This is a genomic window from Niveispirillum sp. FG148 (genome assembly GCF_057809655.1).
Genome location: NZ_JBMDKJ010000005.1, coordinates 1 through 23,940 on the forward strand (window position 1 = coordinate 1; position 23,940 = coordinate 23,940).

A 23,940-nucleotide genomic window follows, 5' to 3' on the forward strand; every position below is an offset into this window, starting at 1 on the left:
CGGTGGAGCGCATGGGCCGCGGCTATGCCTGGCTGGATACCGGCACCCATGACAGTCTGGTCGAGGCCACGCATTTCGTGCAGACCGTGGAAAAGCGCCAGGGACTGAAGATCTGCTGCCCGGAGGAAATCGCCTATCGCCAAGGCCTGATCACCGCCGAGCAGGTCGAGAAGCTCGCCAAGCCCATGATGAAGAACGATTACGGCCAGTACCTGATGAAGGTGCTGCGCGAAGCGGCCGCAGGGGATTGAGACCATGAAGCTGCTGGTATTCGGGCGCGACGGACAATTGGCCCGGGCGCTGCGCGACCAGGCCGGCGCCGCCGGGCATGAGGTCGTCTGCCTGGGTCGGGAAAGCCTGTCCATCACCGATGCCGACGCGGTCGCGGCGGCCGTGCGGGCAGAGGCGCCCGATCTGGTGGTGAATGCCGCCGCCTATACCGCCGTCGACAAGGCGGAGAGCGAGCCCGAGGCCGCCTTTGCCGTGAACGGCACCGGCACGCGCAATATCGCGCTGGCCGCCCGGGATGCCGGCCGGCCCTTCATCCATGTCTCCACCGACTATGTCTTCGACGGCGGCGGCGACCGTCCCTGGCGGGAGGATGACCCCACCGGTCCGCTGGGCGTCTATGGCGCTTCCAAGCTGGCGGGCGAACAGGCCATGGCGGAGCTGGGCTTTGACCACAGCGCCGTCCTGCGCACGTCCTGGGTGTTCAGCCCCTATGGCGCCAATTTTGTGCGCACCATGCTGCGCCTGGGCGCGGATCGGCCGGAACTGCGCGTCGTCGCCGATCAGCGCGGGCGCCCGACTGCCGCCCATGACATCGCCGATGCCATCCTGCTGATGGCGCCCTTCGTGGCCGATGGCACAGCCAGCGGCCTTTACCATTTCGGCGGGGCGGAACCCACCACCTGGCACGGCTTTGCCCAGGCCATCTTTGCCGACGCCGCCCGCCATGGCCGGCCTGTGCCGATCGTCCATCCCATCGCCACCGCCGATTATCCGACACCCGCCAAGCGGCCGGCCAATTCCGTACTGGCCTGCGACCGTTACCTGGCCCTGCCGGGTGCAGTGCTGCCGGACTGGCGGGTCGGACTGGCCCAAGCGGTCGATAGCCTGATCAAGGCGGGCTGAACCTTGCTTCCCCCCGTCAGCTTCTCCCACGACATTTTCACCTCCCAGGTCGTGGGCGGCATCTCCCGCTATTTCACGGAACTGGCCCTGGCCCTGCATCAGGATGGCTGGCCCGTGCATATAGCGGCCGGCGACCATCGCAACCTGCATCTGCGCGACCTGCAGGCATTGCCGACAACGGCCGGGCTGGCCACGGGCCGCTATTCGGCGCAGAGCCGCCTGCCGACACAGCTCAGGCGGCTTCGCAATGAATTGTGGGCGGCGACACGAACCCCGGCCGGCGGGATTTTCCACCGCACCTATTATCCGCTGATCGACATGATGGGCGGGCGGCGACCGCTGGTGACCACCGTCCATGACATGGTCTGGGAAATGTATCCGGACGAGGCGCGGTCCTTCCCCATCAACAGCAAGCTGAAGCGCAAGGCCGTGGACCGTGCCGATCTGGTGATCGTGCCGACGGAGGCGACGCGCGTCGATCTGTGTGAATTGTGGGACATCCCGACGGGCAAGGTGCATGTCGTGCATCACGGCTTCGCGCCCCTGACGGGCCCCGCCTCCGGCCATGGACCGGCGACGCTGGACGGCCGGCCCTATGTGCTGTTCGTCGGCCGGCGCGGCGGCTACAAGAACTTCGCCAATTTGCTGCGTGGTTACGCGGCCAGCCGGCTGCCGGCGGAGGGCGTGGCGCTGCTCTGCTTCGGGGGTGGCGGGTTCGGTGCCGATGACCATGCTTTGATCGCCGAATGCGGCATCGGCGAGCATGTGCATTGGACCGGCGGTGACGACACGGCCCTGTTCCGCGCCTATCGCGATGCCCTGCTGTTCGTCTATCCGTCGCGGTGCGAGGGCTTCGGCCTGCCCGTGCTTGAGGCAATGGGGGCGGGCTGCCCCGTCGCCCTGGCCGTGGAAGCCGCGGCCCTGGTGGAGGTCGCGGGCGGGGCGGCCCTGACCTATGACGCCGAGAATATCGAGGTCACGGCATCAATGCTGTCGGCCACGGTGGCCGATGATGCCGGCCGCGCCGCCCTGGTCGAAAGGGGCCGACGGCGTGTGGCCGAATTCAGCTGGCGGCGTTGCGCGCGGGAAACCGCGTCACTCTATGCCCAACTGGCATGATGGACAGCGGCGGCCATAGATCGTAGGGTCGCGGCGGATTTGACACCGGCAGCGGACAGGACCGGAGGGAAACAAGTGACCATGGAAGCGCAGACCGCCGCCCGGACGGCCGCCCCCAAGGGGGAAGACGTGATCTATATCGGCGACGTCATCCTGTTCTTCCTGCGCCGCTGGGCCATCTTCCTGGTGGCCTGCCTGGTCATGGCGGCAGGTGCGGTGGGCTATGTCTATCTGGCCACGCCGCTCTACAAGGCGTCGGCCACAGTGGGCCCTTCGACCTCCTCCTCCAACAGCAACAAGGCCAGCAGCCTGAACCTGCCCTTCGGGCTGGGGGCTGCCCTGGGCGATGGTGGCAGTTCCACCCTGCACAAGCAGTTCCTGCAGACGCTCAGCTCCTATGACATCGCGGCCCAGCTCGCCGCCGACAAGGAGATGGGGCCGCGCATCGCGGAACCGGACGACGGCGTGAAGATCACGGCCGGCCTGATGGGTGAGAAGCTGAAGGCTCTGCTGTCCGTCAACAAGCTGCGCAACACGCCGCTGGAGGATACGACCTTCACGGAAGTGACCTTCCTGCACAAGGACCCGGCCTTCGCGCAGCAGGTTCTGCAACGTATTTTCGCCATCGCCGACGGCATCATCCGGACCCAGGTGCGGGAAACGAAGACGGCCCAGCGCGAGGCGCTGCTGCGCTCGCTGGAGCAGACCACCAACGCCTATCAGCGCGACGCCCTGGTGAAGAATCTGCTGGAAGTCGAGCATGAGCTGATGACCAGCATGACCGATGCCCCTTTCACCTACCGGGTCATCGAAAGCCTGCATGCGGGTGAACAGCCGGCCTCTCCGCGCCGTCTGCTGATCCTGGCCGGCGCCCTGGTGGCGGGTTTCCTCTTCGCCTTTGCCGTCGTGACGGTGCAGCTGTTCAACGCCTACCGCCACGGCGGCGGCCGCATCCGCTGATACGGGGGCGGCCCCCCGCCTTCATCAAGCCCGGCTGAACCGCACCAGGCGCAGCGGCGGCAGCGTGTTGCAGGCATAGATGCTCAGGGCCACGAAGCCCATGATCCCCAGATTCAAGGGGAACTGGAAGAAGTTCAGGTAGCCGGGCGCCAGCATCTGCAAGGTCAGGAAGATGTAGAAATGGTGGGTGCGGATGAAATCCGGCCCCCGTTCGCGCAGCCGCTTCAGCAGCAGGAAGGCCAGCAGCACGCTGCCCAGATAGGACCAGTCCGTCAGCCCGTTCAGGATGACACCGGGCACCCCGTAATCCGCATAGGCCAGGATGGGCCCGCCAAAGGCCGGCGTATGGCCCTTTTCGGCGAAGCCAGGATAGAACATCTCGTTCAGCAGCGTGGAGCCATAAACGAAGGGCTTGTCCGGCCACAGCGCCCGCGGAATGGCGCCGATGATCTCCGTCGACGCGATCTGTCCATAAAACAGGTCCGTGAGCCCGTTCTGATAGGCCGCGATGAAATAGGCGCTGTTCGAATAATAATCGAAATAGAAGAAGATATCGAGAAGGTCGGCCGACCCGAAATTCAACAGCACGGCCGCCGTCATCACCAGCCCGATGGGCAGCACCATGCCCAGCTTCAGCCTGAACCCATGGATCAGCATGAAGGCGAAGGCGGTGATGGTGTACAGGACCAGATAGCCCTTCGATCCCAGCAGGAACACGACGGGCAGGAACAGCATCCAGGTGGTGATGATGCCGCGCCGGCTGTCGGCCGCCAGCAGGGCCAGGACATAGGACACGGCCAGCAGTGACACCGCCATGGCATAAAAGGCGCCAGCCCCCGTGCGATGCAGCTGATAGCCCGTGCGCGGGCTCATGATCCAGTTCAGCAGGCCGAAGCTCCAGCTGGCAGTCACCACGAAAAACAGCACGAACAGGCCGAAGAACCACAGGGCGCACAGGCGCAGCCGCTCCGGCGCCATGGGATGATAATGGAAGCGGTCCACGAACCCGCCCAGAACGTCGTTCCGCACCAGGAACAGCAGCAGCAGCCCCGCCACCCCCGACCGCAGCGCGAATTGCAGGTTTTCCAGCAGGATCAGATACTGGTACGTGCCGTCGAATATCCCGGCATCGAAATGCACCGACGGCCCCGCAAAAAGCCAGAGCAGGCGGACCGGCAGCAGGGCGAAGACCGTGATCGAATAGGGATTGAGATAGCCGATGCCCAGCAGCCGGCAGAAAAACAGCAGGAACAGCGGCTCCAGGCTGAAATTCACCAGCATGTTGAGTAGGAACAGCGCGTTGTAGAAGGCGTCGATCATGTTCTTGTCCGCCCCGGGCATCCCCGCCGGCCCCAGAGGTCCCCGTTGCCCGGCACGTTAGTGAAGCGGGACGGGAGGGTCAAGCCGCCGCACCGCTGCTTGGAGTCGCGGGCGGAGTCGCAATCATGGCGCCAACGAACCATCCTTGTGAGGTACGGCAAAGGCCATATTCCTGCCCGATTCCGGGCATTTTCTTATGTGCAGATCAGCTTTTCGTCCAGGCCGGCCCCCGGCGGCACAGAACAGTGGTAATCTGTTATAAAGTCGCTTATGTTCGCTTTGGACAGAGTCGTAGGGGTGTCGGATGTACTCTCATCCTCAGCATGGTGGCGGTGAAGAGGTCAAGGAGCTGCGCCGACAGGCCGGTGCTTGGCTGAAGAACCGCCGGACAGAGGTCGGCCTGACCCAGCGTGCGCTGGCGGAGGCTGTGGGCCTGGAATATTACACGATGGTCTCGATGATCGAGGCCGGGCGTGGCCGCATCCCCCCGGACAGCTATCTGGCCTGGGCTTCTGCCCTGCGCATGCAGCCGGCTGAATTCGTGCGGACCCTGATGCAGTTCTACGACCCGATCACGCACGCCATCCTGTTCGGCAATGCCGGTGATGCACCGGCGGCCGACACGGGCGCCGCGACCAGCGGCGCGCCGAAGTTCCGCGTGGTCTGAGCCGGTCGGGCGCCATGGGAGAGATCGTATCCATCCGCACCGCGCAGATAAAGGCCCTCCGGCAGGAGCCGGGTGATGCCATGCTGCGCGAACGTGTGTCGGCCCTGCGGGAACGCCGGGCCGCGTGGGGGCATGCGATCCGCCAGCGTCGCGTCAATTACGGTTTCAGCACCCGCGATCTGGCACAGGCTATCGGCCTTTCCACCCCGACGCTGATCAGCGCGGTGGAAGCCGGACGTGGCCGTGTGCCGGAAGGCGTGCTGTCGGGCTGGGCTGTTGCCCTGGGGATGGAACCTTCGGAATTCGCAGCCGGTTACCTGGCCGCATTCGAACCGGATGCCTTCGCCGCCCTGCGCCATGCCCGTGAGGGCCAATCCCGCGAAGAAGGAAAGCCGGCATGAGCGCGTCGGCGGAAATATTCCGTTTCCCTGGCCGTTCGGGTGGCGGCTCCTCTTCTGGCGCCTGGACCAGCCAGGACATCGCCGACATCTATCGTTGCCTGGACCAGTTCGCCCGTCAGGGACTGGTGGTCGAGGCTTCTTCCGGCATGTCGGACGAAGGTGACCCCTGGTTCGCGATTGAGGATGCGTCGTCCGGCGATGCGCTGATCCATATCGCCCGCATCGATGGCTTCATTGTCGTGCATGTGCTGGATGGCGACAGCTGGTCTGGCGACACGCTGCGCGATGCGCTGGCCCAGATCGACATGGGGTCGCTGCTAAGTCTGGCGGGCATCGTCGACGCCCACGGGGCATCCCCGGCGGGCGCAAATGGCGGGGATGATGATCGGGATGGCACCCATGCCTTCCTGCGCATTGTCAGCGCGGTCGTGGCGGTGCTGACGGCGGATGTGATCGCCAACGCCGTCACGCACGAGGCGGCGGCATCGCCCCTGCCCCCGACCGAAGCGGTCAGCGCCAGCGATCACGCTATCGATGCTAACAGCGCCGCCCTGGATTTGCCAGCCGTGGCCGACGCCGGTGCCGTGGCGCATAAGGATAGCCATCAGGCCGCTCCGGCGGACCCGGCCCCCGCGACCGACAGTCAGGTGCATGTGACGATCGTCGCGACCAAGGATGCGGACGTCGTCACCGTAGCGTCAACCGCGACGGCACCGGCCGCGACGGTGGCGATCGCCGCGGTGCATCCCGACGATGTCCTGCCCACCGGTCCGCAGGCGCAGGCCGCCCCCGCGGTCCTGGGCCTTGGCACCGACACTCTGCTGTCCTTCGACATGGGGTCGGAGCATGTGCAGGTGGCCTTCAATGACAATGTCTCCTTCTCCGGCACGGAGAAGAAGGCGGATATGTTCCTTGTCATCCTCGACAAGGATGACCAAACCCTGACCGCGAAGCTTGGGGCATTCGAGGTTGGGCGCGATAGTCTGGTGATCGAAAAATCGAATGGTGACGGCACCTCCAGTGCCATCATCACCGATTTGGGGGCGTTGGTTGCCAACGGCGGTGCAAACCTGACCATCATCGGCCAGTCAACGGTGGAAGTCCACCTGTTGAGCGGTGCCGGTACGCTGGTCACCGGAGGCTGAAACCATGAGTCTAGCAGCAGAAACCACACTTTATGCAGGCAGCAACACGCTGTCTGTGGATGAACTGGCGCTTTACCACGCGATCAATGATCTGCGTGTCGCCAACGGTCTGACGGCGTTGAAGCCGTCCTATGACATGACCGTCATTGCCGGTCAGCATGCGGCGGATTTCGACAATAATGTCGGTTATGCCTCCTGGTCGGCGGTGACCGTGGCGGCGCGCCCGGTGCCGTCGCTGCACTATTGGAGCGACGGGCAGTCCTTCGTCAACGGCGTGCTGGCGCTGGGAACCGGGCTGAAGCTGGTATTGCCGCAGACCATTGCGGAAAATGCCGATGCCGTGCTGGCGGGATCGCTGCAGACCAATGTGCTGGATACCTGGGTGGCCAATCCCGGCACCTATGCCAACATCCTGTCGTCCAGCTGGGACACGATGGGCGTCGGCATTGATGGTGACATGGTCTATGTCACCTTCGGCAATTACGCCAAGAACACCGACGCCACGGCTGTCGCCGCCATCAGCGGGTCGGCCGCCGGAGAGACCATCCGGTCGACCGCCTGGGCCGATAATATCAGTGGCCTGGGGGGCAACGATGTTTTCGTCTCCCTGACCAATGGTGACAGTATCGATGGCGGCACCGGCACCGACCGCGTCACCCTGTCGGGTACAGCGGCGACCTACAAGATCACCGCGACAGTGCAGAACGGTCAGCTTGGTGCTGTCATCACCGGCGGCAGCGAGGGCGAAATTCACGTCCACAATGTCGAATATATCCAGTTCTCCGACCGGATCATCGACAGCAGCAGCTGGGGGGAAAACCTGACCAGCGTGCATTTCGATGCCGGCTACTACGCCAGGACCAACCTGGATGTGGCCGGGGCGGTGACGGCCGGGGCCTTTGCCACGGTGGACGACCATTTCTGGTCCTTCGGCAAGGTCGAAGGACGCGACCCCGCCGCCTTCTTCGACACCGATTATTATCTGGCTCAGAATCCGGATATCGCCCAGGCCGTCGCAAGTGGCGCGGTCAAAAGCGCCTTTGACCATTATCTGCTGTTCGGGCAGTTCGAAGGCCGCAACCCCAATGCCTATTTCGATACGGCCGATTATCTGAAGCTGAACCCCGACGTGGCCTCGGCCATTGCCGCGGGTCAGATCGGGTCTGCCATCGACCATTATCTGACCTTCGGCCGCTATGAAGGCCGCCTGGCGACGGACGATTTCAGCGAATCCTACTATCTGTCGCATAACCCGGATGTCGCGGCGGCTGTGACGGCGGGTGCCTTCGACAGCGGGTTCACCCATTACCGTCTGATCGGCCAGATCGAAGGCCGCCTGCCGTTCGACGCGTCGCTGGTCGGTTGACCGCCGCTGCCACCCGTCATCCCGTCGCTTGCGTGTCGCTGAACCGGTAGCCGATGCCGGGTTCGGTCAGGATGATGGCTGGATTGTTCGGCTCCGCCTCGATCTTCTGGCGCAACTGCCGGATATAGACACGCAGATACTGCACCTCGTCCGCCTGGGCCGGTCCCCAGACCTGTTCCAGGATCTGGCGATGGGTCAGGATGCGACCGGCATGGCGGGCCAAGAGGTGCAGCAGGTCGAATTCCGTCGGTGACAGATGCAGGCGTTGCCCGCCCTTGCGTACCTGGCGGGTTACCAGATCAATCTCCAGATCGCCGGCCTGCACCACGGGCCGGCCGCCCACCTGCTGGATGGCATGGCGCTGGGCCGTGCGGATGCGGGCCAGCAATTCGCCCTCGCTGAAGGGCTTGGTGACATAATCGTCGGCGCCCAGATCCAGGGCCGTCACCTTGTCCTGCTCCCTGTCGCGGGCCGACAGGACGATGATGGGCACGGGCCGTTCCCGTTTCAGGGCCGGGATCAGGTCCAGCCCCTCCATATCCGGCAGGCCCAGATCCAGCAGGATCAGTTCCGGCAGGGCCTGCCGGGCCAGTGCCAAGGCGTCGGCACCCGACACCGCCTCCACCACCTCCCAGCCCTGGGGCGTGACGATGGTCTTCAGCAGGCGGCGGATGGCACCCTCATCCTCGACGATCAGCAGCCGGTGCGGTCTGGTCATGCCCTTCAGCCTTCCATGGTCAGCAGGGTGCCACGCGGATCGACGGGCAGCGTGATGTCGAAGCAGGCGCCCTGGGCACCATCATCGCGGTCGCCCGCGCGGATGGTGCCCCCCATGGCTTCCACGAAACCGCGGGCGATGGCAAGTCCCAGACCGGTCCCGGCCTGACGATGGTCGCGCGCTTCCACCCGAAAGAACTTGTCGAACACCTTTTCCCGCAGGTCGAGCCCAATGCCGGGGCCCCCGTCCATGACTGACAGGCGCACATGCGCCGCCTGTCGCTGTGCCCGGATCACAACCTTGCTGCCCGCCGGGGCATATTTGGCAGCATTGTCCAGCAGATTGAACAGCACCTGTTCCAGCAGCAGATGATCACCGCGTACCAGGGGCAGGTCGTTGGCCAGCGTAACCGACACGACATGCCCCGCCAGGATGGGTGCCGCCCGGCGGACGGCACCGGACACGACATCGGCCAGATCGATCGGTTCCCGCTTCAGGTCCAGCGCACCTGCTTCCAGCCGCGTCATATCCAGCAGGTTGCGTACGAACCGGCCCATCCGCTCGCTTTCCGCCAGGGCGGTATCCAGCAGCGCTTCGCGCGTGTCGGGGTCCCCGCCACCGCGCTTCAGGCTGCCGACAGCACCGATGATGGCGGCCAGCGGTGTGCGCAGATCATGGGAGAGGGAGGTCAGCATGGCCGCGCGCAACCGCTCCGTCTCGCTTTCCAGCTTGGCCTGGTCGATGACGCGGACCAGCTTCACCCGCTCGATGGCCACGGCCACCTGGTCCAGCAGCGCGTCCAGCAGGCGCCTGTCGTCCGGCGTCAGCAGCGGGCCACCACCCGCATCGTCATTGCCGATCCCGGCCACGGCCACCGTCGATCGATCAGTGCGCAGCGGCAGGTACAGCAGCGGCGCCCCCGGCAGCGTGGCCGCCCCCCGCCCGGCCGGCTTGCCATGTTCGAAGGTCCACAGCGCCGCCGCCCGGTCTGCCTCTGATATATGGTCGTCGGGTGGATAGGCGGATGCCAACGCCAGCCCCTCCCCACTGTCATCCGGCAGCAGCAGCACGACGCGCAGCTTCAGCATCAGCGCGATCTGGTGGCAGGCGGCCCAGGACAGATCATCCAGATCGCCGATGCCGGCCAGCTTGCTGGCAAAGGCTGACAATTGCGCCGTGGTGCGGGCGCGGGCCCGGGCAATGTCGGCCTGTTCGCGCACCCGTGCCGTCAGCCGGCTGGTCAGCAGGGCCACGGCCATGAAGAAGCCCAGCGCCCAGATATTGGACGGGTCGCGGATGGTGAAAGTGTAGAGCGGCGGCAGGAAGAAGAAATTATAGGCAGCCACGGCCAGGAACGCCGTGTAGAGCGCCGGCACGAAGCCATAAAGAACAGCGCTGCCCAGCACGGCCATCAGGAAGACCAGGCTGATATTCTGCACCCCCAGCCAGTCGTCGACCAGCACGCCCGTGCCCAGCGCCAGGGCCGTGAACAGGGTGGAGATCAGATAGGGCCGCCATTGCCCGCGCGGCCGCCCCGCCGCGCGGGCGGGCGGGCGGCGGGCGGCATTGCCGTCGGGGTCGGCCTGCTCGCCGGCGATGACATGGACGGAAATCCCCTCCGCCCGGCGCAGTAGATCATGCACGACGGACCCATGCAGCAGCTCGAACCAGCGCGACCGCTGCGACTTGCCGATGACGATCTGGGTGATGTTGTTGGTCTGGGCAAAGGTGATGACCCCGTCCGACACAGTCTGTCCGGGCAGGGTCAGCGCATCGGCGCCCAACTGCTCGGCCAGACGCAGGGCCTCGGCGATGCGGTCGCGCGCGGCCTCGTCCAGCCGCTGGTGCCGCGCCGTCTCCACATAGACGGCGGTGAACGGCGCCTTCAACCGGTCCGACATGCGCTTGGCATAGCGAACCAGCCCGCCCGTGCCCGGATCGTCGGAAATGCAGACCAGGATACGCTCCCCCGCCGCCCAGGGGCCGGCGATGGCGTGGCTGCGCATGTAATTGACCATCTGGTCATCGACACGCTGGGCCGTGCGGCGCAGCGCCAGTTCGCGCAGTGCCGTCAGATTGCCGGGGGAGAAATAATGTTTCAGCGCCCGCTGCGCCTGATCGCGGACATAGACCTTGCCCTCCCCCAGCCGCTTGATCAGGTCGGACGGGGTCAGGTCCACCACCTCCACCTCGTCGGCACTGTCGATGACCTGATCGGGCACGGTTTCCCGCACGCGGATGCGGGTGATGCGGGCGACAATGTCGTTCAGGCTTTCGATATGCTGCACATTCAGTGTGGTCAGCACATCGATGCCGGCGTCGCGCAGTTCCTCCACATCAGAATGGCGCTTGGCGTGCCGGCTGCCCGGTGCGTTGGTGTGGGCCAGTTCGTCTACCAACACCACCTTTGGCCGCCGGGCCAGCAACCCGTCCAGGTCCATCTCCAGCAGGTCCTGACCGCGATAGGCGACGGGTTTGCGTGGAAACACCTCCAGCCCCGTCAGCAGGGCCAGCGTCTCCGCCCGCCCGTGGGTTTCCACCACGCCGACGACGACATCCACGCCCTCTGCCTTCATGGCATGGGCCGTGCGCAGCATCTCATAGGTCTTGCCGACGCCGGGGGCGGCGCCCAGAAAGATCTTCAGCTTGCCCCGCCGTTCGGCCGCCGCCGCCTGCAGCAGGGCATCGGGGGACGGACGGCGGTCATCATCGGCACTGGGGGGCATGGGCACCTTTGGGGTGGCGTAGCGGGGATTATAGCGGGAGAAAACGCAATCGTCGCGGCCGGCGCGAAGCGACGGCCGCGACGGTGCGACTGCCGGCGGGTCAGTGTTTCAGCGCATCCAGGGCCAGGTTCAGGCGCAGGACATTCACCCGCGCCTCCCCGATCAAGCCCAGCAGCGGCGGTTCGACCTGGGCATCGACCAGACGCTTCACCACGGCTTCGTCCATGCCGCGGGCAGCGGCGACGCGCGCCACCTGATAATAGGCCGCGGCGGGGGAGATATGGGGGTCAAGCCCGCTGCCCGATGTCGTGACCAGATCGACGGGCACCGCGTGTCCCTCTTGCGCACCCAGCCGCTCGGCGTCCTTCTTCACCCGTTCGATCAGCGGCGCGGCCGTGGGGCCCAGATTGGACCCGCTGGACGCGGCGGCGTCATATCCCGTCCCCGCCGCCGACGGGCGGAGCCAGAAATAACCTTCGCCCGTGAAATTCTGGCCGATAAGGTCGGACCCGATGATGGTGCCGTCGCTGCTCCGGATCAGGCTGCCGTCTGCCTGCGCCGGGAACAGCCCCTTGGCCACCCCCGTCACCAGCAGCGGATAGGCAAAGCCGCAGAGCAGCGTGAACAGGGCCGTCAGCACCAGGGCCGGGCGTATCTGCTTCAACATTTCCATATGCTCCTTACGCCAGACCGACAGCCGTGACGGCCATGTCGATCAGCTTGATCCCGATGAACGGCACGATCAGCCCGCCCACGCCATAGACCAGCAGGTTGCGCGACAATTGGCTGGCCGCCGACCGCGCGCGGTAGGTGACACCCTTCAAGGCCAGCGGGATCAGGGCGACGATGATCAGCGCGTTGAAGATGATGGCCGACAGGATCGCCGATTGCGGCGTGGACAGGCCCATGATGTTCAAGGCCCCCAGCGCCGGGTAAAGACCCGCGAACATGGCCGGGATGATGGCGAAATACTTGGCCACATCATTGGCGATGGAGAAGCTGGTCAGGGCCCCGCGCGTCATCAGCAGTTGTTTGCCGATGGATACGATCTCGATCAGCTTGGTCGGATCGCTGTCCAGATCGACCATGTTGCCGGCCTCTCGGGCCGCCTGCGTGCCGGTATTCATGGCCACACCGACATCGGCCTGGGCCAGCGCCGGGGCATCGTTGGTGCCGTCGCCGCACATGGCGACCAGTCGCCCATCGGCCTGTTCCTTGCGGATCAGGGCCAGCTTGTCCTCCGGCGTGGCCTGGGCCAGAAAATCATCCACCCCGGCCTCGGCAGCGATGGCGGCAGCGGTCAGGGGGTTGTCGCCGGTAATCATCACCGTGCGGATGCCCATGCGGCGCAGTTCGGCAAAACGGTCGCGGATGCCACCCTTGATGATATCCTTCAACTGCACGACGCCCAGCACCCGGTCGCCGCGCGTCACAGCCAGCGGCGTACCGCCTTCCTTGGCGATACGATCGGCGATAGCATCCAGTTCCGGCAGCCGCACCGTCCCCGTGCCGCGCAATTGCGCGACATGGCGCAGCACGGCATCCACGGCCCCCTTGCGGATAGGCACACCGTCAATATCCACCCCGCTCATCCGCGTCTGCGCGGCAAAGGGCACGAAGATGGCGCGGGCCGGGCTCAGGTCCGGCTGGCGCAGCCCGTGCCTGTCCTTGGCCAGCACGACGATGGACCGCCCCTCCGGCGTTTCATCCGACAGGCTGGACAGTTGCGCCACCTCCGCCAGTTCCCGCTCCGACACGCCGGGCAGGGGCAGGAAGGCGGTGGCGTGGCGGTTACCCAGCGTGATGGTGCCCGTCTTGTCCAGCAGCAACGTGTCCACATCGCCCGCCGCCTCCACCGCGCGCCCCGACGTGGCCAGCACGTTGAAGCGGACCAGACGGTCCATGCCGGCAATGCCGATGGCGGACAGCAGGGCGCCGATGGTGGTGGGGATCAGGGTGACGAACAGGGCCACCAGCACCACCACCGGCACCGACCCGCCGGCATAGGCGGCAAAGCCCGGGATGGAGATGACGGCCAGCAGGAAGATCAGGCTGAGCCCCACCAGCAGCAGGTTCAGCGCGATCTCGTTGGGAGTCTTCTGCCGTTCGGCCCCTTCGACCAGGGCGATCATCCGATCCAGGAAGGTGGAACCCTGGGCCGCGGTGATGCGCACGATGATCCGGTCGGACAGGACGCGCGTGCCGCCGGTCACGGCCGACCGGTCACCGCCGCTTTCGCGGATCACGGGCGCGCTTTCGCCCGTGATGGCGCTTTCATCCACGGTGGCGATGCCCTCGATGATCTCCCCATCGCTGGGGATCAGGTCACCGGCCTTGACCACGACCAGATCCCCCACGGCCAGATCGGCGGCCGGGACGGAAATCGTGCCCTCTGCCAGCGACGACCCGATCAGGCGATTGGCCAGGGTCTGGGTGCGGGTCTGGCGCAGGCTGGCCGCCTGGGCCTTGCCGCGCCCCTCTGCCACCGCCTCGGCGAAGTTCGCGAACAGCACCGTGAACCACAACCACAGCACGATCTGCAGCGTGAAGCCAATGTTCCCCGCCTCCGTCGCCAGATCACGCAGCAGCAGCACGCTGCTGAGTGTCGCGACGATGGCAACCAGGAACATGACGGGATTACGCACCAGCACGCCGGGATGCAGCTTGGCATAGCTGGCGCGGATGGCCGGCCCCAGGATGGCGGGGTCCAGCAGGGAGGTGCGGGCCAGCCTTTTATTGCCATGGCCCGTGATGATTTCTGCGTTTCGCATGGAATTTCTCCGGTCGCTCACGGGGCAGCGGCGGCGGTCAGCATCAGATGCTCCACCACCGGGCCCAGCGACAGGGCGGGGAAATAGGTCAACCCGCCGACAATCAGGATCACGCCCACCAGCAGCCCGACAAACAGGCCGCCCGTGGTGGGAAAGGTGCCGGCCGAAGTCGGGACCAGCCGTTTGGCCGCCAGCGACCCGGCCGCCGCCAGCATCGGCACGATGATGAAGAAGCGGCCGACGAACATGGCGATGCCCAGGGTCACCGTGTACCAGCCATTGGTGGCGGTCAGCCCGGCAAAGGCGCTGCCATTATTGGCCGCGGCCGACATGTAGGCATAGAAGACTTCCGAGAAGCCGTGCGGCCCCGCATCCTGGATGCCCGACAATCCCGCCGGAATGGCGACGGCAATCGCGGTCAGGATCAAGATCATGGCCGGCATGGCCAGGATGGACAGCACGACCAGCTTGATTTCCCGGGCTTCCAGCTTTTTGCCGACATATTCGGGCGTGCGGCCCACCATCAGGCCGGCCACGAACAGGGTGATGATGGCCATCAGCAGCATGCCGTACAGCCCGGCCCCCACGCCGCCGACAATGATCTCGCCCAGCGCCATGTTGATCATGGGCACCATGCCGCCCAGCGGCATGAAGCTGTCATGCATGGCATTGACGGCGCCACAGGACGCGGCCGTGGTGATGACGGCGAACAGGGCGGACAGGGCCGCACCGAACCGCACCTCCTTGCCCTCCATGTTGCCGGCCATCTGGTCGATATGGAAACCGGCGAACAGCGGATTGCCCCCGGCTTCCGCCCAGTAGGTGAGCGCCACGCCAGCGATGAACAGCACGCCCATGGCGGCCAGGATGGCCCAGCCCTGGCGCTCATCGCCCACGGCCCGGCCGAAGACATTGGTCAGGGCCGCGCCAATGGAAAAGATCAGCACCATCTGCAGCAGATTGGACAGCGCCGTGGGGTTTTCGAACGGATGGGCCGAATTGGCATTGAAGAAGCCGCCGCCATTGGTGCCCAGCATCTTGATGGCCAACTGGCTGGCGACCGGACCTTGGGCAATGGTCTGCTGGGCCCCTTCCACCGTGGTGGCCATGGTATAGGCGTCGAAATTCTGCGGCACGCCCTGCCAGACGAAGAAGATCGCGGCGATGATGCTGAGCGGCAGCAGCACGTAAAGGGTCGCGCGCGTCATATCGACCCAGAAATTGCCGATGGTCCGTGCCGATTTGCGCGCAAAGCCGCGCACCAGCGCCAAAGCCAGGGCAATGCCTGTCGCCGCCGACAGGAAGTTCTGCACGGCCAACCCCGCCATCTGGGTCAGATACCCCATGGTGCTTTCGCCGGCATAGGACTGCCAGTTGGTGTTGGTGACGAAGCTGACGGCCGTGTTGAAGGCCAGTTCCGGTGGTACGCCGGCCAGCCCCTGCGGATTCAGCGGCAGCAGCGCCTGCCCCCGTTGCAACCCGTACAGCAGCAAGGTACCCGCCAGGTTGAAAACGAGCATGGCGACCGCGTAGGTCAGCCAATGCTGCTCCGCCCGCTCATCCACCCCTGCCAGCCGATAAAAGCCGCGTTCCAGCGGCCGGACCAGCGGGGAAATCAGGGTTCGTTCGCCATTGAAAATGCGCGTCATGAAGCCGCCAAGCGGCCGGGTGACGGCGATGATGATCGCGGCGAACAGCGCGATCTGCATCCAGCCGATCAAGGTCAAGTCGGGTTTCTCCGATGGCCGGCGGCGCTCAATAGCGCTCGGGCCGGCACAGGACATGAAGGAGATAGAGTGCCAGGCCAACGGCCGTGCCCAGGCCCAGGATCAGATCGACCATGGCGTCACAGCCCCTCGCAGCCATAGGCATAGGCGATGCCGGTCGCAAACAGCACCAGCACCAGCAGAATCAGGATGAGATCGAGCATCAACGCCCCCTCTTGCCACCCGCGCGACAACCCGCACGGCAGGGGCCCATGGGACGGCAAAGGCGCATAAAGGTTCGCGGGGGAAGCGCTGGCACCGGCATAAAAAAACGTTTATGGCCGGGAGGGCGGGTGCAGCAGAAAGGCAAAGGGCGCCGGGGCCATTGGAAAGCTATTCAAATACTTTCGAGCCAAGATATAGCACCAGAATGCCAGTTCCTAACCCTCCCCAGCCGCTATAGAAAAGATCTTAGCCCTTTGTTCGGGTGCAATCATCTCCTGCTCAGGAGCGGTTGCCATATGCCTTTGCACGAACCCCAGTTGCCTATCGTCTGATGCCCAGACGAATTCTCTCGCCTGAGTGACGACCATCTTGTTCACTTCCTTCACTGCCGCAGTATGGCTCATTGAGGAAATCGACTTCTCCATACGGTCGTCATGAGAGGCAAGGAATAGAAAGCGTGGGGCGACCGGGAGGGCGATGTAGGCCCTTGGGTCGTTCAATCCAAGCGGCCGGCAGATGGGGCGGTCGGAATAGAGCAGGTCCAGGTTAGCCTTGGGCAAAGCTATGCACGACCAACGCATCCGGAATATAGTCGGGCCCACCCGGCCGTTGTCGATGATGTGCATTAGAAGGTTAGCTGCTCCGATTTGGGGAGCGGCTGGGTTGGTCAGCGCCATGTACTCGGCGAATGTCGGCGGGTCCTCTGGCAGTCTTCTATTCTCATAGTCGGCCTCCAAGGCCTTGACACCCTCCTTCCACATATCAGCCACATGGGCCTTTAGGGACTGGACAGCGCGGGGCATGCGGAACATTAGTGACAGGATATAGCGAGTCCAGGCACTCCGCATCGCTCCAGGCCAGGGACGTCTGTCCCCGGAGAGTATCTTTCTCAGCGCCTGATCGGCATCGGTGTCCAATGGCCGAAAGAAGTTCATTTCGACATGCTGCGCATGTTGATCGGCCACCCCATCAATCCGATAGAGATCCTTCACGAAACCAGTGGCGTTCGGGTGGATTTTGCGTGGAACGATCCTGGTAGCGATCTTGCGCATCTGGCACACTTCGCCGCTTAGATCAGCCCAAGGCTTCAGAGAAAAGGCCGGGGCAAAATGGTGCTTCCTCGGTTCCCCCATGGGTGCCTGCCTCATATCCAGAGAGCGGAAATCGCCGCAACCCTCGCCCTGGTCACCGCAGCGTGCTGGGCCTTTCTAACCATAAATGAGTCGACGGCATTGCCGTTCTTCAAGACGCAATAAGGATCGCGTCGATCATGGCCAATCCCACTTATTGCGCCAACAGGACGCTGTTAGCTCTTGAACAACTGAGCTGATACCCGTTGGTAAGATGCTGTTGGTAAATCCGGTTTTGTTCTCATCCCCACAAAACCGGAAAACCCCAACAAAATCAGTTTGGTGCCCGCTGCCGGACTCGAACCGGCACGCCGTTACCGACAAGAGATTTTAAGTCTCTGGCGTCTACCATTCCGCCAAGCGGGCATCGACCTGGGCGTGGACCCTAGCCGATAGCGCCCGGTCGATGCAAGCCTATGCTGGGTTGCAGGACCGGGCACAAGGGCCGACCGCGGACACTTAACGCTCAGGCACCGGCAGCGCTGCCGCCGGTATTCAGGGCCGGCTTTCCGCCACCCTTCACGGCCAGCCCGTGACCATCCTTCTCATCCTGCTTGCGTTCCTGTTCCACCTGGGCCGGGTCACGGATCAGGCCGTCCTTGCGGCGGTCGGTCAGGCGCAATGTTTCCTTCCACATTTTCTCATCATCCGACACCGCACCCTTTTCCACATCCATCAGCTTTGCGCCCAGGCCCGACGCCTCCAGCGTCAATTCGTCGCCTTTCAGGGTGACGCCCGTGGCCTTGTCGATCTGGGCCGCAGCGTTCAGCAGGTTCTGGTTGGCCTTGTCGGGGTCAATGCCGGCATTGACCTGCTTGTACCAGCCTTCCTGCGCCTTGCCATGTTCCAGGAACTGCACGTCGGAGACCAGCTTCTTCAGCTGATCCGACAGTTCCGGATTCTGCTTCAGGATGTCCAGGATCTGCTGTCGGCGCGGATCGGCGGCATCGACGTCGATCTCCCCCTTCTCCAGCTTGAAATCGATGGGCGGGGTGGCGCGGATGCCCGCTGCCCCCAAGGTGATCTGCAACGCGGTGCCCAGGATGGCCCGGTCGGACTCCACTGATTCCTCGCTGGGCAGCACCAGTTCCAGGCTGCCCAGGGAGCCATCGGCGGGGGGCGCCGTGCCGGTGACGCCGTTGGCAGTACCGGTTGTGGCACCACTGGTGCCGGTGACACCGTTGGCGGCGGCCTCCCTGGCCTTGCGCGCCTTTTCCGCTTCCTCTGCCGCCACACCCGGGCGGGTGCCAAGTATGGCCGATGGCAGGACCGTCGTGGAATTATTCGTGATCTGCATGCCGTTCATCCTTGCCACTGGGCAGGAATTGCCGGGTCGTCGGCAGGCTTTGCCTGTCGGTACGCCGGGCATTGGCGGGGTGGTGACCCGGAATCCAGCGGCTTTCCCCGCTTTTCGCCTTGTCCTGGATGCCATGGGCAGGACCGGGTCAAGCCGGATGATGCAAAACGCCTGCCAGCTTGACAGCCGCCGGCCGGCCCCCCACATCGGTTCCATGACCGATGCACAGATCATGCGCCTTATCGCCGGGCTGGCGGTGCTGGTGCTGCTATGGCCCGCCATCCGCCGCCTGCCGCGCGACGGCATGCTGGCGAAGATCGCCCTGTGGCTGGCAATCTTCGCAGGCCTGAGCCTGTTCTATCAGGCGTTCGGACCGTTCTGAACCAACACGCCCATGATTTATTGAGCGTGTTGGCATGGCGGCGCCCGGCGCCTGAGGGGGCGCAAAGTCACACCGCCGGCGGCGTGCCCTGCAGGCGGGGACGGCGGCGCTTGCGCCACTTCTCCAGCAGCACGTCGAACGGCTTCAGCAGCCGGTCCTGCAGGCCCGGATCGCCTTCCAGCTTGCCATAGACGAAGGCCCCGGCCTCCAGCGTCGACACGCTTTCGCGGCGCGGTTCCTTGCGGACATTGCCGTAGGCGGAGCGGAAATCCGGGTGGATGACGATGCGGCGCAGCTTCAGCAGCCAGGCATTGCGCCACCACAGCGTCTTGGCCTGGGCCCAGGTGCCGTCGATCAGGACGATGCCTTCCAGATCGGCCAGGATCAGGTCGCTTTCCGGCGACACATCCTTGCGCCCGAACACGGCGATGCCGCCGCGCGGCACCTTGGCCACTTCTTCCTTGCTGCCCATGAACAGCACGCCCCAGCGCTTGGGGTCCACCTGCCGGCCCAGCGCCTTGGTCAGGCTGGGCCAGGACAGGCCGATCTTGACGACCGCCCCCTCGATCTGGCCGGACAGCAGCCGAGCCGTGCCCAGCTCCACATCCTGTTCCTGCGGATGCATCAGGATCAGCAGCTTCAGGCGCGTGCGCTGTGGCACCAAAGCGGCGCACAGGCACAGATCTTCGGCCTTGCCGCAGGTGGTGCAAGGGGGTGGCGGGGCCGGCGGCGGGGGAAGGATCAGGTCGTCTTCATTCATGGTGACGGGGACCATAGCCGATCCCGCGCAAGTTTGGCAGGGGGCAAGGGCGCAAACCCGCCATGGCCGGGACCGGGGTCGCGCCCCCCTATTGGCGACGGGCCCCGGTCCCGGATACCATGGACCAAAGCCCCCGCAGGAACAGGAACCAAGCATGACGATCCGGGACGCCAGTGACGCGGACGCCGCCGCCATCGCCGCCATCTACAACCATGCCGTGGTCCACACGACCGCCATCTGGAACGACGCCCAAGTCGATGCTGCCAACCGCGTCGCCTGGATGGGTGACCGGCGCCGGCTGGGCTATCCCGTGCTGGTTGCGGTGGATGATGGCGGCAACGTCGTGGGCTATGCCTCCTTCGGCGACTGGCGGGCCTTCGACGGCTATAAATACACGGTGGAACATTCCGTCTATGTCCGGCATGACCGCCGCGGCGGCGGCATCGGGCGGTCCCTGATGCTGGCCCTGATCGAAAGGGCCCGCGCCATCGGCAAACATGTCATGGTCGCCGCCATCGAGGCCGGCAATGAAGGCTCCATCGCCCTGCATCTGTCGCTGGGTTTCCAGCGCACCGGCCTGATGCCGCAGGTGGGCACGAAGTTCGGCCGCTGGCTGGATCTGGCCTTCCTGCAATTGCAGCTGGACCCGGCCCCCATGCCACCACGCCAAGCCTGACCCCAAGCCGGCGGATTTGCGGGCCGGGGGGCCGATCGTGTAGAGTTTCGCCTTTCAGACATTCCGGGGCCGAATGATGCGGCCCCTTCCAGGTTGAAAGCACCAGAACGTGATGACCCAGGCCGATACCGCCGACGAATACGAAGACAGCCGCACCATCAAGCTGCACAAGCCCGAAGATTTCGCAGGCATGCGCGTTGCCGGCCGGCTGGCCGCCGCCACGCTGGACTATATCACCCCGTTCGTGGTGCCGGGTGCGGTGACGGAGGAACTGGACGACAAGATCCTGCAATTCGTCCTGGATAATGGCGGCAAGTCGGCCACCATCGGCTACAAGGGCTATACCAAGGCGTCCTGCATCTCCATCAACCATGTCGTTTGTCACGGCATTCCGGGGCCCAAGCGGCTGGTCAATGGCGATATCGCCAATATCGACGTCACCGTCATCGTCGATGGCTGGTTCGGCGATACCAGCCGCATGTACATGGTCGGCGATGTGCCCCTGAAGGCACGGCGTCTGGTCGATGTGACCTATGAAGCCATGATGCGCGGCATTTCGGTGGTAAAGCCGGGCGCCACGCTGGGCGACATCGGCTACGCCATCCAGTCCTATGCGGAAAGCTTCCGTTTCTCCGTCGTGCGTGATTTCTGCGGCCACGGGCTGGGCCGTGTGTTCCACGACGCGCCATCCGTGCTGCATTACGGCCAGAAGGGCCGGGGCGCCGTGCTGGAAGAAGGCATGTTCTTCACCATCGAGCCGATGATCAATGCCGGCCGGTACGAGGTGAAGGTCCTGTCCGACGGCTGGACCGCCGTGACCAGAGACAAGAGCCTGTCGGCCCAGTTCGAACATTCGATCGGCGTCACCAAGGATGGATTCGAGATATTCACCCTGTCGCCGGCCGGCTTCACCAAGCCTCCCTACGCGTAATTAGCCACCCCCTCTTCCCGTCTGGCATCACTCCCGCTCCGCTGATACACTTGTAGGCGAGTGAGCAGCGGGGGTCATGCACATCATGGCTGTGGGGCGATGACAGGGAAGCGGACGGGACGCGCACAGCGGCTGGACGAAATGTCGGTGCCGCCGCCGGGCGGGGAGGATGACCTGCTGGCCAGCCTTCTGGCCCGTGGTGGCGATGCGCCGCCCCGCCCGAAGGCACCCCCCATGCCCGCCGCAGAGACAGCGGAGGGGGAGGAGGGCAAGCCGCATTACCACGGCCACCGCGACCGGCTGCGCCAGCGCTTCATCCAGTCCGGACCCGACGCGCTGCTGGATTACGAGATGCTGGAACTGCTGCTGTTCCAGGCCATCCCCCGCCGCGACGTGAAGCCGTTGGCCAAGGAGCTGCTGACCGCGTTCGGCAGCCTGTGGGCCGTGACCCAGGCAACGCCGGACGCGCTGAAGGCCCGCTTCGGTTTTTCCGACGCCACCGTGGCCCATATCCGCATCGTCGGCGCCATCGGCCTGCGCATGGCGCGCCAGCAGGTGATCGGACAGCCCATCCTGTCCTCCTGGCAGAAGCTGCTGGATTACTGTGCCGGCGCCATGGCGCATGAACCGGTGGAACAGTTCCGGCTGCTGTTTCTGGACCGCAAGAACACCCTGATCGCGGACGAGGTGCAGCAGCGCGGCACCATCGACCACACGCCCGTCTATCCGCGCGAGGTGGTGCGCCGGGCGCTGGAACTGGGGGCGGCAGCCATCATCCTGGTCCATAACCATCCCAGCGGCGACCCCACACCCAGCCGCGCCGATATCGACATGACCAAACAGATCGTATCCGCCGCCACGGCCTTGGGCTTGGTCATCCATGACCATGTCATCATCGGCAAGGGCGGGAAATATGTCAGCTTCAAGAGTGCGGGGCTGATGTAATCACCCCGCCTCGTCCTTGACCGCCAGCATGGCCAGGGCCGCCACCAGCATCGACGCGCCGCCCAGCACCAGGGCCCAGATGGCCTGCCCACCCAGCAGCGCACGCAGCACGGCACCCAGGATGCTGGCGGCCAGGACCTGCGGCACCACGATGAAGATGTTGAAGATGCCCATATAGACGCCCATCTTCGCCGCCGGCACGGCGCCCGACAGGATCGAATAGGGCGAGGACAGGATCGACGACCAGGCAAAACCGACGCCGATCATGGGCAGCCACAGCAGCGACGGGTCGTGGATCAGCGGAAACGACATCAGCCCCGCCCCACCCAGGCACAGGCTGAACATATGCGCCCCGCGGCGGCCGATACCCCGGGCGATGATTGGCAGCAGGAAGGCAGCGATGGCGGCCACGCCATTATAGACGGCGAACAGCAGCCCCACCCAGTCGGCCCCGTCATTGTAAGCCTGGCTGGCCGTGTCGCTGGACCCGTAATGATAGGCGGTGACGGCCGAGGTGGTATAGATCCACATGGCGAACAGGGCGAACCAGCTGAAGAACTGCACCACGGTCAGCCGGCGCATGACGGCAGGCATGGCGAACAGATCCTCCATCACCTCCGAAAAGCCGTTCTGGCCCTTGCCCGCGCGCTTCAGCCCCGCCTGGACCAGCAGGGCCAGGCCGAAGCCGATCAGGCCGGCACCCAGGATATAGACTTCCTTCTCCAGCCCCGCTGCCCCGACCAGGATCGTGATGACCACACCCAGGATCAACGACAGCAGCCCGTCACGCTGGAACCGGCCCGCATCGCGGTCGGCGCGCGCCACCGGTTCCGTCCCCCGCTGGGCCAGACGTGCCGCCTCGAACGCGGCCATCTGTGCGGGCGAATATTCCCTGGTGGACAGCACGGTCCACAGCACGGCCAGGAAAATGGCCGCCGCCCCGACATAGAAGGCGATATGCACGGTCAGCGGTACATGGCCGGGGGCGGCCGTGTTCTCCATCCCGAACCCGTGCGACAGAATCCAGGGCAGGGCCGAAGCACCCACGGCACCGACGCCGATGAAAAAGCTCTGCGCGGCAAAGCCCGTCATCCGCTGTTCATCGGGCAGCAGGTCGCCGACAAAGGCGCGGAACGGCTCCATGGTGACGTTGATCGACGCGTCCAGGATCCACAGCATGGCCGCCGCGAACCACAGCGCCGGGGAGGAGGGCATGATCAGCAGCGACAGGGTGACCAGGATGGCGCCCGCCAGGAAGTAGGGCCGCCGCCGCCCCAGCCGGCCCCAGGTCTTGTCCGACATATGGCCAATCACGGGCTGGACCAGCAGACCCGTCAGGGGGGCCGCCACCCACAGGATGGCCAGATCGTCGATATTGGCGCCCAGGGTCTGGAAGATGCGGCTGGCATTGGCGTTCTGCAGGCCGAACGCCACCTGAATACCCAGGAAGCCGATGGACATGTTCCAGATCTGGATAAGACTCAGCCTGGGCTTCTGCATTCCCTCAACCCCTCCCCCGAACAACGCTTATCTTCTTTGCAGCGGACCATGCGGGGGGTGG

At 65.0% G+C, this 23,940-nt stretch carries 22 protein-coding genes, 1 tRNA gene and 1 pseudogene; 12 read left to right on the forward strand and 12 right to left on the reverse strand.

Annotated elements, in window-relative coordinates; genetic code table 11:
* The 4 genes and pseudogenes from ACODTW_RS06995 to ACODTW_RS07010 form a co-directional block, all read left to right on the forward strand.
* A pseudogene (locus ACODTW_RS06995) lies at positions 1 to 251 on the forward strand (glucose-1-phosphate thymidylyltransferase RfbA); the annotation flags it as partial.
* A 4-nt stretch (positions 252 to 255) separates the two neighbouring features.
* Entirely contained in the window at positions 256 to 1,134 is an 879-nt protein-coding gene (gene rfbD, locus ACODTW_RS07000) for a dTDP-4-dehydrorhamnose reductase (RefSeq protein ID WP_488945243.1), read from the forward strand.
* A gap of 3 nt (positions 1,135 to 1,137) precedes the next feature.
* Positions 1,138 to 2,253 carry a glycosyltransferase family 4 protein gene (locus ACODTW_RS07005; RefSeq protein ID WP_488945244.1) on the forward strand — a complete coding sequence of 372 codons (1,116 nt, stop codon included), beginning with the start codon at positions 1,138 to 1,140 and terminating at the stop codon, positions 2,251 to 2,253.
* Positions 2,254 to 2,334: 81 nt separating this feature from the next.
* Positions 2,335 to 3,213 (forward strand): Wzz/FepE/Etk N-terminal domain-containing protein, encoded by an 879-nt coding sequence (locus tag ACODTW_RS07010; RefSeq protein ID WP_488945245.1) that lies wholly within the window; start codon positions 2,335 to 2,337, stop codon positions 3,211 to 3,213.
* Positions 3,214 to 3,237: 24 nt separating this feature from the next.
* Here ACODTW_RS07010 and ACODTW_RS07015 read toward each other — a convergent pair whose 3' ends face one another.
* Complete coding sequence (locus ACODTW_RS07015; RefSeq protein ID WP_488945246.1) at positions 3,238 to 4,554, reverse strand: hypothetical protein; 1,317 nt, start codon at positions 4,552 to 4,554, stop codon at positions 3,238 to 3,240.
* 283 nt (positions 4,555 to 4,837) lie between these two features.
* Here ACODTW_RS07015 and ACODTW_RS07020 point away from each other — a divergent pair, with 283 nt between their 5' ends.
* From ACODTW_RS07020 to ACODTW_RS07035, 4 genes are read left to right on the forward strand one after another with little or no spacing between them, the layout of a single operon-like run.
* A complete protein-coding gene (locus ACODTW_RS07020; RefSeq protein ID WP_488945247.1) occupies positions 4,838 to 5,200 on the forward strand; it encodes a helix-turn-helix domain-containing protein in 363 nt (120 codons plus the stop codon).
* Positions 5,201 to 5,214: 14 nt separating this feature from the next.
* Positions 5,215 to 5,601, forward strand: coding sequence for a helix-turn-helix domain-containing protein (locus tag ACODTW_RS07025; protein WP_488945248.1), 387 nt, complete (start codon positions 5,215 to 5,217; stop codon positions 5,599 to 5,601).
* On the forward strand, positions 5,598 to 6,746 hold the full coding sequence (locus tag ACODTW_RS07030) for a hypothetical protein (RefSeq protein ID WP_488945249.1): 1,149 nt from the start codon (positions 5,598 to 5,600) through the stop codon (positions 6,744 to 6,746). The genes ACODTW_RS07025 and ACODTW_RS07030 overlap by 4 nt, the downstream gene beginning before the upstream one ends.
* Before the next feature lie 4 nt (positions 6,747 to 6,750).
* Complete coding sequence (locus tag ACODTW_RS07035) at positions 6,751 to 8,112, forward strand: CAP domain-containing protein (RefSeq protein ID WP_488945250.1); 1,362 nt, start codon at positions 6,751 to 6,753, stop codon at positions 8,110 to 8,112.
* A 16-nt stretch (positions 8,113 to 8,128) separates the two neighbouring features.
* Here ACODTW_RS07035 and ACODTW_RS07040 read toward each other — a convergent pair whose 3' ends face one another.
* The 9 genes from ACODTW_RS07040 to ACODTW_RS07080 form a co-directional block, all read right to left on the reverse strand.
* Complete coding sequence (locus tag ACODTW_RS07040; protein ID WP_488945251.1) at positions 8,129 to 8,830, reverse strand: response regulator; 702 nt, start codon at positions 8,828 to 8,830, stop codon at positions 8,129 to 8,131.
* A gap of 5 nt (positions 8,831 to 8,835) precedes the next feature.
* Positions 8,836 to 11,556, reverse strand: a complete 2,721-nt coding sequence (locus ACODTW_RS07045; protein WP_488945252.1) for a DUF4118 domain-containing protein — start codon at positions 11,554 to 11,556, stop codon at positions 8,836 to 8,838.
* Positions 11,557 to 11,656: 100 nt separating this feature from the next.
* Positions 11,657 to 12,223, reverse strand: a complete 567-nt coding sequence (gene kdpC, locus ACODTW_RS07050; RefSeq protein WP_488945253.1) for a potassium-transporting ATPase subunit KdpC — start codon at positions 12,221 to 12,223, stop codon at positions 11,657 to 11,659.
* Positions 12,224 to 12,236: 13 nt separating this feature from the next.
* Positions 12,237 to 14,327, reverse strand: a complete 2,091-nt coding sequence (gene kdpB, locus ACODTW_RS07055) for a potassium-transporting ATPase subunit KdpB (RefSeq protein WP_488945254.1) — start codon at positions 14,325 to 14,327, stop codon at positions 12,237 to 12,239.
* 17 nt (positions 14,328 to 14,344) lie between these two features.
* Complete coding sequence (gene kdpA, locus ACODTW_RS07060) at positions 14,345 to 16,036, reverse strand: potassium-transporting ATPase subunit KdpA (RefSeq protein ID WP_488945477.1); 1,692 nt, start codon at positions 16,034 to 16,036, stop codon at positions 14,345 to 14,347.
* Positions 16,037 to 16,082: 46 nt separating this feature from the next.
* The gene (locus tag ACODTW_RS07065) at positions 16,083 to 16,199 is read right to left on the reverse strand and encodes a potassium-transporting ATPase subunit F (RefSeq protein ID WP_488945255.1); all 117 of its coding nucleotides are present in this window, start codon (positions 16,197 to 16,199) and stop codon (positions 16,083 to 16,085) included.
* A 274-nt stretch (positions 16,200 to 16,473) separates the two neighbouring features.
* The gene (locus tag ACODTW_RS07070; RefSeq protein ID WP_488945256.1) at positions 16,474 to 17,406 is read right to left on the reverse strand and encodes a DUF4238 domain-containing protein; all 933 of its coding nucleotides are present in this window, start codon (positions 17,404 to 17,406) and stop codon (positions 16,474 to 16,476) included.
* A 262-nt stretch (positions 17,407 to 17,668) separates the two neighbouring features.
* Positions 17,669 to 17,754, reverse strand: a tRNA-Leu gene (locus tag ACODTW_RS07075).
* Between the two features lie 100 nt (positions 17,755 to 17,854).
* Positions 17,855 to 18,685: a hypothetical protein gene (locus ACODTW_RS07080; RefSeq protein ID WP_488945257.1), complete on the reverse strand. Its 831-nt coding sequence runs from the start codon at positions 18,683 to 18,685 to the stop codon at positions 17,855 to 17,857.
* Between the two features lie 157 nt (positions 18,686 to 18,842).
* Here ACODTW_RS07080 and ACODTW_RS07085 point away from each other — a divergent pair, with 157 nt between their 5' ends.
* A complete protein-coding gene (locus ACODTW_RS07085) occupies positions 18,843 to 19,067 on the forward strand; it encodes a hypothetical protein (protein ID WP_488945258.1) in 225 nt (74 codons plus the stop codon).
* Positions 19,068 to 19,134: 67 nt separating this feature from the next.
* Here the strand turns inward: ACODTW_RS07085 and ACODTW_RS07090 are convergent, their stop codons facing one another.
* Complete coding sequence (locus ACODTW_RS07090) at positions 19,135 to 19,827, reverse strand: tRNA-uridine aminocarboxypropyltransferase (protein WP_488945259.1); 693 nt, start codon at positions 19,825 to 19,827, stop codon at positions 19,135 to 19,137.
* Positions 19,828 to 19,981: 154 nt separating this feature from the next.
* Between ACODTW_RS07090 and ACODTW_RS07095 the strand changes: the two genes are divergently transcribed.
* The 3 genes from ACODTW_RS07095 to radC all read left to right on the forward strand — a co-directional run bounded on the left by ACODTW_RS07095 (position 19,982) and on the right by radC (position 22,379).
* Positions 19,982 to 20,503, forward strand: coding sequence for a GNAT family N-acetyltransferase (locus tag ACODTW_RS07095; RefSeq protein WP_488945260.1), 522 nt, complete (start codon positions 19,982 to 19,984; stop codon positions 20,501 to 20,503).
* Positions 20,504 to 20,615: 112 nt separating this feature from the next.
* On the forward strand, positions 20,616 to 21,434 hold the full coding sequence (gene map / locus ACODTW_RS07100) for a type I methionyl aminopeptidase (protein WP_488945261.1): 819 nt from the start codon (positions 20,616 to 20,618) through the stop codon (positions 21,432 to 21,434).
* 99 nt (positions 21,435 to 21,533) lie between these two features.
* Entirely contained in the window at positions 21,534 to 22,379 is an 846-nt protein-coding gene (gene radC, locus ACODTW_RS07105) for a RadC family protein (RefSeq protein ID WP_488945262.1), read from the forward strand.
* Here radC and ACODTW_RS07110 read toward each other — a convergent pair whose 3' ends face one another.
* On the reverse strand, positions 22,380 to 23,879 hold the full coding sequence (locus ACODTW_RS07110; protein WP_488945263.1) for an MFS transporter: 1,500 nt from the start codon (positions 23,877 to 23,879) through the stop codon (positions 22,380 to 22,382).
* Positions 23,880 to 23,940 lie beyond the last annotated feature (61 nt).

Coding starts and splice junctions, on each gene's coding strand:
- rfbD (WP_488945243.1), top strand. CDS start 256: ATGAAGCTGCTGGTATTCGGGCGCGACGGACAATTGGCCCGGGCGCTG.
- ACODTW_RS07010 (WP_488945245.1), top strand. CDS start 2,335: ATGGAAGCGCAGACCGCCGCCCGGACGGCCGCCCCCAAGGGGGAAGAC.
- ACODTW_RS07015 (WP_488945246.1), bottom strand. CDS start 4,554: ATGCCCGGGGCGGACAAGAACATGATCGACGCCTTCTACAACGCGCTG.
- ACODTW_RS07020 (WP_488945247.1), top strand. CDS start 4,838: ATGTACTCTCATCCTCAGCATGGTGGCGGTGAAGAGGTCAAGGAGCTG.
- ACODTW_RS07025 (WP_488945248.1), top strand. CDS start 5,215: ATGGGAGAGATCGTATCCATCCGCACCGCGCAGATAAAGGCCCTCCGG.
- ACODTW_RS07030 (WP_488945249.1), top strand. CDS start 5,598: ATGAGCGCGTCGGCGGAAATATTCCGTTTCCCTGGCCGTTCGGGTGGC.
- ACODTW_RS07035 (WP_488945250.1), top strand. CDS start 6,751: ATGAGTCTAGCAGCAGAAACCACACTTTATGCAGGCAGCAACACGCTG.
- ACODTW_RS07040 (WP_488945251.1), bottom strand. CDS start 8,830: ATGACCAGACCGCACCGGCTGCTGATCGTCGAGGATGAGGGTGCCATC.
- ACODTW_RS07045 (WP_488945252.1), bottom strand. CDS start 11,556: ATGCCCCCCAGTGCCGATGATGACCGCCGTCCGTCCCCCGATGCCCTG.
- kdpC (WP_488945253.1), bottom strand. CDS start 12,223: ATGTTGAAGCAGATACGCCCGGCCCTGGTGCTGACGGCCCTGTTCACG.
- kdpB (WP_488945254.1), bottom strand. CDS start 14,327: ATGCGAAACGCAGAAATCATCACGGGCCATGGCAATAAAAGGCTGGCC.
- kdpA (WP_488945477.1), bottom strand. CDS start 16,036: ATGCAGATCGCGCTGTTCGCCGCGATCATCATCGCCGTCACCCGGCCG.
- ACODTW_RS07065 (WP_488945255.1), bottom strand. CDS start 16,199: ATGCCTATGGCTGCGAGGGGCTGTGACGCCATGGTCGATCTGATCCTG.
- ACODTW_RS07070 (WP_488945256.1), bottom strand. CDS start 17,406: ATGAGGCAGGCACCCATGGGGGAACCGAGGAAGCACCATTTTGCCCCG.
- ACODTW_RS07080 (WP_488945257.1), bottom strand. CDS start 18,685: ATGCAGATCACGAATAATTCCACGACGGTCCTGCCATCGGCCATACTT.
- ACODTW_RS07085 (WP_488945258.1), top strand. CDS start 18,843: ATGATGCAAAACGCCTGCCAGCTTGACAGCCGCCGGCCGGCCCCCCAC.
- ACODTW_RS07090 (WP_488945259.1), bottom strand. CDS start 19,827: ATGAATGAAGACGACCTGATCCTTCCCCCGCCGCCGGCCCCGCCACCC.
- ACODTW_RS07095 (WP_488945260.1), top strand. CDS start 19,982: ATGACGATCCGGGACGCCAGTGACGCGGACGCCGCCGCCATCGCCGCC.
- map (WP_488945261.1), top strand. CDS start 20,616: ATGACCCAGGCCGATACCGCCGACGAATACGAAGACAGCCGCACCATC.
- radC (WP_488945262.1), top strand. CDS start 21,534: ATGACAGGGAAGCGGACGGGACGCGCACAGCGGCTGGACGAAATGTCG.
- ACODTW_RS07110 (WP_488945263.1), bottom strand. CDS start 23,879: ATGCAGAAGCCCAGGCTGAGTCTTATCCAGATCTGGAACATGTCCATC.